This is a genomic window from Burkholderia sp. Ax-1719, assembly GCF_011753055.1.
Lineage (GTDB): Bacteria > Pseudomonadota > Gammaproteobacteria > Burkholderiales > Burkholderiaceae > Paraburkholderia.
In genome coordinates, this window is record NZ_VWWJ01000001.1 from 679,251 (window position 1) to 688,906 (window position 9,656).

Annotated in this window: 10 protein-coding genes; 6 read left to right on the forward strand and 4 right to left on the reverse strand. The window is 63.5% G+C overall.

Annotated features, from left to right (window positions below):
* Nucleotides 1–123 precede the first annotated feature (123 nt).
* From F3J17_RS02960 to F3J17_RS02970, 3 genes are all read left to right on the forward strand, one after another.
* The gene (locus tag F3J17_RS02960) at nt 124–1,611 is read left to right on the forward strand and encodes a sugar ABC transporter ATP-binding protein (RefSeq protein WP_167053601.1); all 1,488 of its coding nucleotides are present in this window, start codon (nt 124–126) and stop codon (nt 1,609–1,611) included.
* A gap of 160 nt (nt 1,612–1,771) precedes the next feature.
* Nucleotides 1,772–2,707 carry an ABC transporter permease gene (locus F3J17_RS02965; protein WP_167054470.1) on the forward strand — a complete coding sequence of 312 codons (936 nt, stop codon included), beginning with the start codon at nt 1,772–1,774 and terminating at the stop codon, nt 2,705–2,707.
* Nucleotides 2,708–2,786: 79 nt separating this feature from the next.
* Complete coding sequence (locus F3J17_RS02970) at nt 2,787–3,863, forward strand: substrate-binding domain-containing protein (protein ID WP_167053603.1); 1,077 nt, start codon at nt 2,787–2,789, stop codon at nt 3,861–3,863.
* A gap of 75 nt (nt 3,864–3,938) precedes the next feature.
* Here F3J17_RS02970 and F3J17_RS02975 read toward each other — a convergent pair whose 3' ends face one another.
* Nucleotides 3,939–4,301 carry a cupin domain-containing protein gene (locus tag F3J17_RS02975; RefSeq protein ID WP_167053605.1) on the reverse strand — a complete coding sequence of 121 codons (363 nt, stop codon included), beginning with the start codon at nt 4,299–4,301 and terminating at the stop codon, nt 3,939–3,941.
* A 227-nt stretch (nt 4,302–4,528) separates the two neighbouring features.
* Here F3J17_RS02975 and metE point away from each other — a divergent pair, with 227 nt between their 5' ends.
* The 3 genes from metE to F3J17_RS02990 all read left to right on the forward strand — a co-directional run bounded on the left by metE (nt 4,529) and on the right by F3J17_RS02990 (nt 7,899).
* Nucleotides 4,529–6,823: a 5-methyltetrahydropteroyltriglutamate--homocysteine S-methyltransferase gene (gene metE, locus F3J17_RS02980; protein ID WP_167053607.1), complete on the forward strand. Its 2,295-nt coding sequence runs from the start codon at nt 4,529–4,531 to the stop codon at nt 6,821–6,823.
* A gap of 135 nt (nt 6,824–6,958) precedes the next feature.
* Nucleotides 6,959–7,192 carry a hypothetical protein gene (locus F3J17_RS02985; protein WP_167053609.1) on the forward strand — a complete coding sequence of 78 codons (234 nt, stop codon included), beginning with the start codon at nt 6,959–6,961 and terminating at the stop codon, nt 7,190–7,192.
* Nucleotides 7,189–7,899 carry a hypothetical protein gene (locus tag F3J17_RS02990; protein WP_167053611.1) on the forward strand — a complete coding sequence of 237 codons (711 nt, stop codon included), beginning with the start codon at nt 7,189–7,191 and terminating at the stop codon, nt 7,897–7,899. Before F3J17_RS02985 ends, F3J17_RS02990 begins: the two co-directional genes overlap by 4 nt.
* Here the strand turns inward: F3J17_RS02990 and F3J17_RS02995 are convergent.
* Genes F3J17_RS02995 through F3J17_RS03005 form a run of 3 tightly spaced genes read right to left on the reverse strand, consistent with a single transcriptional unit; the run spans nt 7,880 to nt 9,627 of the window.
* The gene (locus F3J17_RS02995) at nt 7,880–8,209 is read right to left on the reverse strand and encodes a hypothetical protein (protein WP_167053612.1); all 330 of its coding nucleotides are present in this window, start codon (nt 8,207–8,209) and stop codon (nt 7,880–7,882) included. The two genes, F3J17_RS02990 and F3J17_RS02995, sit on opposite strands and share 20 nt — an antisense overlap.
* A gap of 1 nt (nt 8,210) precedes the next feature.
* Nucleotides 8,211–9,032 (reverse strand): helix-turn-helix transcriptional regulator, encoded by an 822-nt coding sequence (locus F3J17_RS03000; protein ID WP_167054472.1) that lies wholly within the window; start codon nt 9,030–9,032, stop codon nt 8,211–8,213.
* Nucleotides 9,033–9,069: 37 nt separating this feature from the next.
* Nucleotides 9,070–9,627, reverse strand: coding sequence for a carboxymuconolactone decarboxylase family protein (locus tag F3J17_RS03005; RefSeq protein WP_167053614.1), 558 nt, complete (start codon nt 9,625–9,627; stop codon nt 9,070–9,072).
* Nucleotides 9,628–9,656 lie beyond the last annotated feature (29 nt).

The following is a 9,656-nucleotide window of genomic DNA, read 5'->3' on the forward strand; positions in this document are numbered from 1 at the left end:
CGCGTGATGTCGCGCTTTAGCAAAAGCGCTCGCATGGATATGAGCATCGCTTCGTTGGGCGCGTGCGGGCGGCTCGCTACGATGGACGGCAATTCACCATCGTTCTCCTGGAGTCGCTGCGCCATGTCCGCCCCCGTATTGACCGCCCATGCGATCGCAAAGCGCTTTGGCGCGACCATTGCGCTCTCGCGGCTGGACCTGTCGATTGGCGCGGGCGAAGTGGTCGCGCTGATGGGCGCGAACGGGGCGGGCAAATCCACGCTCGTGAAAATCGTGAGCGGCGTGCAGCCCGCAGACGAAGGTGCGATGACGCTCGACGGGAAAGCCTACGCGCCCGACTCGCCGCTGGCCGCGAAGCGCCTGGGCGTGGCGACGGTGCATCAGTCCATCGCGGATGTCGTAGTGCCCGACCTGTCGATCGCGGACAACCTGCTTCTCGACGAACTCTGCGGCGGCCTTGCCGCGATCTGGACGCCGCGCGCGCGCCGTCATGCGCGGGCGCGTGAACTGGCGGCGCGCGTGGGGCTGGACGGCGTCGATCCCGGGGCACCGCTCGGCACGTTGTCGCTGGCGGCGCAGCAGCGGGTGGTGCTGGCGCGCGCGCTGGCCACGCGCCCACGTCTGCTGATTCTCGACGAGCCTACCGCCAGTCTTTCCGCCGCCGAAGCCGAGCGACTCTACACCTTGATCGACGACCTGCGCGCCGAAGGCGTGGCCGTGCTGCTGGTTTCGCACCGCCTGGCCGATCTGCGCAGGCTCGCGTCGCGGGTGGTGGTGGTGCGCGATGGGCGCATCGTGGCCGCGCAGGATGCGCCCATCGATTTCGATGCCGCGCTGGAGACGATGATCGGCCGACGTCTCCCTGACACGACTGCCGCGAAGGGCCCGGTCGCGCAGCATGCCAAACCAGCGCTCGAACTTCGGCGCCTGCAACTCGATTCGCATTCCGAACCGTTTGACCTCGACGTGCGCGAAGGTGAAATCGTCGCCGTAGTTGGACCGGTGGGCGCGGGCAAATCGCGCCTTGCGCGCGTGATTTTCGGCGCGACACGCGCGAGCGCGGGCGCGATGCGGCTCTACGGCGAGCCGTGGCGCCCTCACACGCCGCGCGAGGCGATTCGCGCGGGCGTCTTCCTGGCGGGCGAGGACCGCTGGCGCAGTTCGCTCTTTCCCGATGCCGTGCCGTTCGCCTCCATCTCGGGGACTATCGGCTTTCCGTTTCTGCCGCGCTGGAGTCGCGCAGGCGTTGCTGGCATCGTTTCACGCGCGAAAGAACGCGAGGTCGCGCGCGAATTCATCGATACCTTCGGCATTCGCTGTACCGGCCCCGACGACCGTGTTGCGCGCCTCTCGGGCGGCAACCAGCAGAAGGTGCTGCTCGCGCGCTGGCACGCCGAACCGGCGCGCGTGCTGCTGCTCGACGAACCGTTTCAGGGCGTCGATGCGGGGGCGCGCGCCGATATCGCCGCGACCCTGCGCCGCCGCGCCGCCGGGCGCGCCACGCTGGTATTCGTGAGCGATCTCGAAGAGGCGCACGAGGTGGCGGATCGTATCGTGCATTTCGATCGCGGCACCGTCGAGCGCGCCGCCAACACCCTTACTTCAACTTGAGACTGCCAACGTGAAATCCGGCACGCCAACGCTCATCAACGACTCCGCGCCCTCTACTCAATCAGTAGCATCAGCTCGCGATCGCGCCGTCACGCCTTCGCGCCGCCGCGCCGCGCTCGCGTGGCTCGAACGCTTGAGCCTGCTGGCCGTGCTCGCCGCCATGAGCGTGCTGTTCGCGGTGCGCGAGCCGGCCTTCGTGAGCGTCGAGAACCTGTTCAGCATCCTGCAGGCCGTGTCGATCGTGGCGCTGCTCGGCATTGGCGTGACGATCACGCTGGCGGCAGGCGGCTTCGATCTTTCGGTGGGCAGCGTGGCCGCCACCGCGCAGATGGCGGCCAGCTACGTGCTGGTGGTCTGGCATGGCAACGCATGGGAGGCGGCTGCGGCTTGCCTGGTCCTTGGCATTGCCGCGGGCCTCTTCAACGGCGTGCTGATTACCCGCCTGCATGTGCCCGATCAACTCGCGACGCTCGGCACGCTGTTCCTGCTCGCGGGCCTGCAACTGATTCCCACGGGGGGACGCTCGCTCGCGACCGGCACGATCCTGCCCGACGGCAGCGAGGCAAGCGGCACGTTTCCGGCCGCGTTTCTCGCTCTCGGCCGCGCGCGTCTGTTCGAGGTCGTGCCAGCGCCGGTGCTCTTCCTGCTGGTGTTGACGCTGCTGGTTTCGGCGGTGATGGCGTTCACGCGCTGGGGCCGCGTCATTTACGCAATCGGCGGCAACGAAACGGCGGCGCGCCTGGCCGGTGCGCCAGCTGCGCGCTATCGCGTGGCGGCATACGTGGCCTCAGGTGCGATTGCTTCGCTTGGCGGACTGCTGATCGCTGCGCGTGTGGGCCGCGGCGATGTTAGCGCGGGCCATTCGTTGCTGCTCGACGCGGTGGCGGCTGCGCTGGTGGGCTACGCCGTATGGGGCGTGAAGCGGCCCAACGTGCCGGGCACGGTGATCGGCGCGGTTTTCGTGGGCGTGCTGCTCAACGGTTTGACCATGCTCAACGCGCCGTATTACCTGCAGGACTTCATCAAGGGCGCGTTGCTGGTGGTCGCGCTGGCGTTCACATTCAGCATCGGACATCGCGGCAACGTGCGGGTTTAACGCCCGCCAGTTCAGCGCGGCGCAATCGACGGTTTCAGATAAATAACCAGGCAATCCTGATGATATGGAGAGGGGAATCATGAAGGCAGCAAAGCACGCATTGTCGCCTCGTCAAGCACTTGCCCGCGTAGTCGGCACGCTCACGCTTTGTTCGGCGGCGCTGCTGGGTGCGGGCGTGGCGCACGCTGGCGCACTCAAGGGCGCGCCCGCGCCGTTCGACAAGGGCGGCGTGAAGATCGCGCTGGTCAACTACCTGTCCGAAGGCGATTTTTTCCAGGCCTATGAGGCGGGCGCGCAGAAACAGGCCAAGGCGCTCGGCATCGATCTGCGCATCTATGAAGGCCGTCAGGACGCGGCGCAGCAGCGCGACCAGATCCAGCAGGCGATTAACCTGGGGGTCTCCGCGATCATCGTCAACCACGGACTGCCCGAGTCGCTCAAGGACGTGGTGCAGCAGGCCCTCGACAAAGGCATCAAGGTGGTGGCCTTCGACGTCGACCTGGCCAATCCGCGCGTGCCGCAGATCGAGCAGAGCGATCACGATCTGGCCTCGCTGCTGCTGCAACAGGCGGTGAAGGATAACGGCGATGCGTTCTCAGCGGGCTATGTGTATGTGGCGGGTTTCGCGCCGCTCGATCGCCGCGATGCAGTGTGGCAAGCCTTCAAGAGTGCGCATCCGAAGGTGCGTGAGCAGGCGCGCTGGGGCACCGTGGACAACCCGATCGCGCAGTCGGTGGCGAACCAGGCGTCGGCGGCGTATCGCGCGCATCCGGATATCCGGGTGGTGATCGCGCCTTACGACGAGTTCGCGCGGGGCGCAAGCCTGGCGGCGGGCGAGGCGAATCTCTCCGGCAAGCTGCGCATCTATAGCGCCGATATTTCCACCGCTGATATCGAAGCGATTCGCGCGCCGAACAGCGCCTGGGTGGCGACGGCGGCGACCAACCCTGCGGTGGTGGGCGCGGTGTCGGTGCGCGCGGCGGCGCTGGAGGTGGCGGGGCAGCCGCTCGACCATCACATCACGGTCAAGCCCACGCTGGTTACGCGCGACGATCTCGTGAAGAACGATATCCATACCATCGCCGAACTGGGCGCGAAGTTTCCGGCATTTCGCGTGAGCACGGCCGCGACGGCGGGGTGGATTCCGGTGGAGTGAGATTGCGCGAAATTCTCGCAGCAACAAAAAGCCTTGCGCACCTGACGGCAGGGCTTTTTGACTGCCGCGCCGATTTCAGCCCCTGAATTCGACCGAAACAAACACTTTCTTGCAGCGCTCGACCACTTCCCATGTGCCCTTGAAGCCCGCCGGAATGAGGAATCGATCGCCCGCGCGCACGGTGCGCTCAGCACCGTCTTCGTCGCGCAGCACCGACACGCCTTCGAGAATTTCGCAGTACTCGTTTTCGGTGAAATTCACCATCCATTTTCCGGTTTCACTTTCCCAGATGCCTGTCGAAAGCTGGCCGCACGCGCTTGTGAAGTGCATATGCGCAGCCTGGCGTGGCACGCCGGAAATCACGGCTTCGGGCTTCGGCTCCCATTCAAGGGTCTCTTTGGCGGGCTGCGAATAATCGACGATATCCAGAATGCGCATGATGATCAGCGTAGTGAAGGGACTAGCTTGATACCCCGACAAAATGCGGCTGACAAGCCAGGCGCGCCCCGCATCGGCGTCTCGCGCCGCATCGCCCAGTCAAAATAAGAATGAAAAAATATAATTGATCGATGAAATAAGACCATTTTTATTCATGGTCAAGCGCCTCTATGATCAGAGCCATCCCTGCATTTATCCCCCGCAACGACTACAGGATGGCAGCGCACATGGTCACGACACACAATCTCGGCTTCCCGCGCATCGGCGCTAAACGCGAACTGAAGTTCGGCCTCGAACGCTACTGGAAGGGCGAATCGTCGCGCGACGAGCTGAAGGCGCTGGGTGCGGAACTGCGCGCGCGCCACTGGAACAACCAGCGTGAACTCGATCTGGCGCCCGTGGGCGATTTTGCGTTCTACGACCAGGTGCTCGATATGAGCTTCACGCTCGGCAATCTGCCGGAGCGTGTGCGGGGCTATCACGGCGACAAGCTGGACAACTACTTCCGCGTGGCGCGTGGCCGCTCGGCGGCGGGCGCGGAAGAACACGCAGACTGCTGCGGCGGCGTCGCGGCGGGCGAGATGACCAAGTGGTTCGATACCAACTACCACTACATCGTCCCGGAGTTCACCGCCGACACACAGTTCAGTCTGGATTTCTCGCGCCTCTCGGAACATCTGAAAGAAGCGCAGGCGCAGGGCGTGAAGGCCAAGCCGGTGATCGTCGGGCCACTCACGTATCTGTGGCTGGGCAAGGCGAAAGACGATTCAGACAAGCTCGCGCTGCTGCCGCGCCTGATGGCCGTGTATCGCGCGCTGCTGAGCCACTTCAATGCGCTGGGCGTGGAATGGGTGCAGATCGACGAGCCAATTCTCGTGACCGAACTCGAACCGGCCTGGCGCGAAGCGTTCACGCGCGCCTATGAGGGCTTCGAGGAGCGAAGCGTCAAGCTGCTGCTGGCGACGTATTTCGGCGAACTCAAGGAGAACCTCGAACTCGCCGTGAAGCTGCCGGTCGACGGTTTGCATATCGATGCGATCAACGCCCGCGAAGAAATCGCACAGGCCGCGCAAAAGCTGCCTGCAACCAGCGTGCTTTCGGTAGGCGCGATTAACGGCCGCAACATCTGGAAAACGGACCTGAATGCCGCGCTCGAATGGCTCGCGCCGCTCGCGCAGCAACTGGGCGAGCGTCTGTGGATTGCGCCTTCATGCTCGCTGCTGCACGTGCCGGTCGATCTAACGAGCGAGGCAAAGCTCGACGCTGAAATCCGCTCGTGGCTTGCTTTCGCGCTGCAAAAGCTCGATGAAGTGAAGGTGTTGGCAACGGCGCTCAACCAGGGCCGCGACAAGGTGGCCGCCGAACTGGAAGCGAACGCCGCCGCCATCGCCGCGCGTCGCAACTCGCCGCGTGTGAACAACCCGGCGGTCAAGGCTGCGCTGGCCCGCATCGACGCGAAGCTCGGCAATCGCCAGCACGCCTATGCAGAACGTGCGCCGAAGCAGGCCGCGCTGCTGAACCTGCCCGCGTTCCCCACCACCACGATCGGCTCGTTCCCGCAGACCGGCGAGATCCGCCTCGCGCGCAGCCAGTTCAAGAGCGGCGCGCTGGACGAAGCCGGCTACCAGGCCGCGATGCGCAAGGAAATCGCGCGCAGCGTCCGCGAGCAGGAAGCGCTGGAACTCGACGTGCTGGTGCACGGCGAAGCCGAGCGTAACGACATGGTCGAATATTTCGGCGAACAACTGGACGGCTACGCGTTCAGCCAGTTTGGCTGGGTGCAGTCGTATGGTTCGCGCTGCGTGAAGCCGCCTATCCTGTTCGGCGATATCAGCCGCCCTAAGGCGATGACGGTCGACTGGATCACCTACGCGCAATCGCTCACCCGCAAGCCGATGAAGGGCATGCTCACCGGCCCGGTGACGATCCTGAACTGGTCGTTCGTGCGTGACGATCAACCGCGTTCGGTGTCATGCTACCAACTGGCGCTAGCGATCCGCGAAGAAGTGATCGACCTCGAAAAGGCTGGCGTGCGCGTGATCCAGATCGATGAGGCCGCGCTGCGCGAAGGGCTTCCGCTACGTCGCGCACAGTGGGGCGAGTACCTGCGGTGGGCCGTCGAATCGTTCCGGATCACCGCCAATGGCGTGCAGGACGAAACGCAGATCCACACGCATATGTGCTATTCGGAATTCAACGACATCATCGCGTCGATCGCCGATATGGACGCGGATGTCATCACGATCGAGACTTCGCGCTCGGATATGGAACTGCTCGACGCGTTCGACAACTTCAGGTATCCGAATGAAATTGGGCCGGGCGTGTACGATATTCATTCACCGAACATCCCGACTCAAGAGCACATCGTGCAGTTGATGCAGAAAGCGGCCGAGCGTATTCCTGCTGCGCGTCTCTGGGTCAATCCGGACTGTGGGTTGAAGACGCGCCAGTGGGCCGAAGTCATTCCCGCGTTGACCAACATGGTGCTGGCGGCGAAGACGTTGCGCAGTCAGGTGGGGTGAGCTGAGGCGTTGTCGTTGTGATGAGTCCCGGGTGAGTATCGGGTGAGTCTCGGGACGTTTTCGTTGAAACGTTCAACGTTGCGTGCTCAACTGTTAAAGTCTAACGGTCATCACGTGAGCGGGAGCGTGCACGCTATGCCGGAAGAATATCGATTCGATGTATTTGGTCGCCGGATGGCGATCGCCAGGAAAGAAGGCGCGTGGGTGGCGTACCTGATCGGCGAGGAGGGCAAGCGCAGGCGCGCGCCGTTCGAGATCCCGGATTCCGTGGGCGCCGATGAACTCGCGCAGTACCTGGACGATATTTTTCACGAGGATGCGAGTCCGGAAAGACCCGGTGTGGTGGCGCTTGGGGTGGTGCAGCGATGAGTGAAATGATGCTGTGCTCACGTCACGGATTGCGGTACATCGGCAGCGCGTCGCCCGGCGTCGCGGCGCGCATCGGCGCACGGGGAGTATTTGCCGGTGGCGAACTGATAAGAGTCTCGCTGGACCGACCAAAGCGCACCGCAGTAGCCTGGATGACGTGGGCGGAACTGCACGAGCACAAGGGTGTGGCACATGTTGCCGACGGCGTGGCCCATGTGCGGGATTTACCGATGATCGCTGCCTTGCGGGCCACATGGCAGAAGGTCTGCCCGGATTGCCGCGATGAACTGCTCGTGCGTTCCGGAGAGGAGCCGGAGCAACCCACTCCCTACGAGCGCGCAATCGATGCATCGGCAATCGCAGACAACGCGGAGTCACGCCGCCCGATGTACGCCTGCAATACACATGGCATTTCGCGTGAGTCGCTGGCTTCTCCCGCGATCGTAAAGGCGGTTTGCCGCAATGTGCCATCACTGGGCGGGCGTTCGATCAGGGTGACATTTCCGCACGAGAGGGGCGGATACTCGTGGTGGTTCGATCAGGCGTTGCTACGTTACGCGTTAGGCGATGGGATCGATGTTTCGACGGGTACGTATCGGATCGACAATGAACGCGAGCGCGAGCAGATGCGTGGGCTCTGCTGGCCGGTGTGTCGACATTGCCTGTGCGCCTGGCTGGAACGCGATTTCACATCCTCAGCAAGTTGAGATAGCTCGCCGTCACCGGCTCGTAATTTGCAGCGGCCAGCCATGCGCGGCCGCCCGTCGAACTTGCTGCCCCGTAGCCCCACGCCGCCACACGCATAGCCGTGCCGGTTTCATTGGCCATGCCGGCCAGCACACCAATTTCAGCAAGATCGTGTGCCTTGCGTACCAATCTTTCGAGCCATCGCTCCAGGTGAGGTCTGGCCGCGAGCGTGGCGGACTTGCTTTGATTGCACGTTGGATGGGCGAGGACCAAACGGGCATTGAGAATGCATGACGATTTGGAAAGAATGCGAACGACGCATTTTCTCACGTCACGATGCCCGCTCCGGCAGAACGTTAAACACCCGCCCATGCCACGCCTCAGTCTCCTCATCCGCAGGAAACATGGACTCCAGTCTCAGCTCCTGTGCGGCGACGCTTAGCGGCGTACCAACGCTCGTCACCATCGAAAAATAACGCCGCACCTTCCCGTCGCATTCGAATGCCAAAGGAATCACTGGCAGCGCAGCCGTTGAAACCGGCGCATGATGCGTGCGCCAATCGGCAGGAACATCCGGATACGCCAGCAACGCATCAAGAAGCGTCTGCGTATTGCCATCGATCACATGCCCAACGGCCTCACGATGCACACGCTGCAAAAGGCTGCGCGCGACATTCTCCCAATCGTGAACAAAAGGTCGCATCGCTTGCGGATCGAACATCAGATGCAGCATATTGCGCGGCCCGGTGCGCGCGTTCATATCGATGAAATGCCCGAAAAAACGCGGCGCGGCCGCATTGGTCATCAACACATTCCAATGCCGGTCCATCGCTATCGCGGGAAATGGTTCGTGTTGCCGCATGATGCGCTCCAGCGCGCGGATCACGCCTTGCATCTCCTTTGCGTCCCATGGCGCTTCTGAATACATCGGCGCATAGCCCGCCGCATGCAGCAGCGCATTGCGCTCGCGCAGCGGCACGTCGAGCGTTTGCGCGAGCGTGAGAATGGTGTCGCGGCCAGGCACGCTGCGGCCGCTTTCGATAAAGCTGATCTGCCGTTGCGAGACGCCGGCCTCCAGCGAGAGGTCGAGCTGGCTCACGCCGCGCACGTCGCGCCAGTAACGCAGCAATTTGCCGAACTCGGTGTCTTTCATGGAATGCTCCCGGTGGAGGCCTTCGAATATAACGGACTCAGCGCGCGCCCGCACGCCACGCGAACGCACTGAACGGCGCTTCCAGTTCCGGCTGCGTCACGCTGCCCGTGTAGTTCGTGATCGTCGATGCGGCCACCACGGCGATCACTTCAAGAATCTGCTCGGCGCTGAAGCCCGCGCCGATAAAGCGCTGTTGATCCACGTCGCCGATGCGGCCGCGCGTCTCGATCAGCGCTCGCGCAAGCGCCGAGAGCGCCGCGAGTTGCGCGTCGCGCGGCACGCCGCCCGCGCGGATCGCATCGACATCGGCTTGTTCGACGCCTTGCTGCAAGGCCAGCGCGCTATGAAAAGCGACGGCCCACTCGCTTGCGTTGGTGACGGCATTGGTGAGCAATAGCACCTGAATCTGCGCTTCGCTCAGGCTGCTGGTGTGAACGCGCTGGAAGAGGCCGATAAAGCCGTTGATGAGCACCGGCGAAGCCGCCATTTTCCCGGCGATATTCGGGACGATGCCGAATGCCTGCTGGAGTTGCTGCAGAACGGGTTGCGATTGAGCGGGCGCGGTGTCGAGAGTGTAAAGAGGAAAGCGGGACATGATGGCTCCTTGCCGTGGAGCGCGGCCGG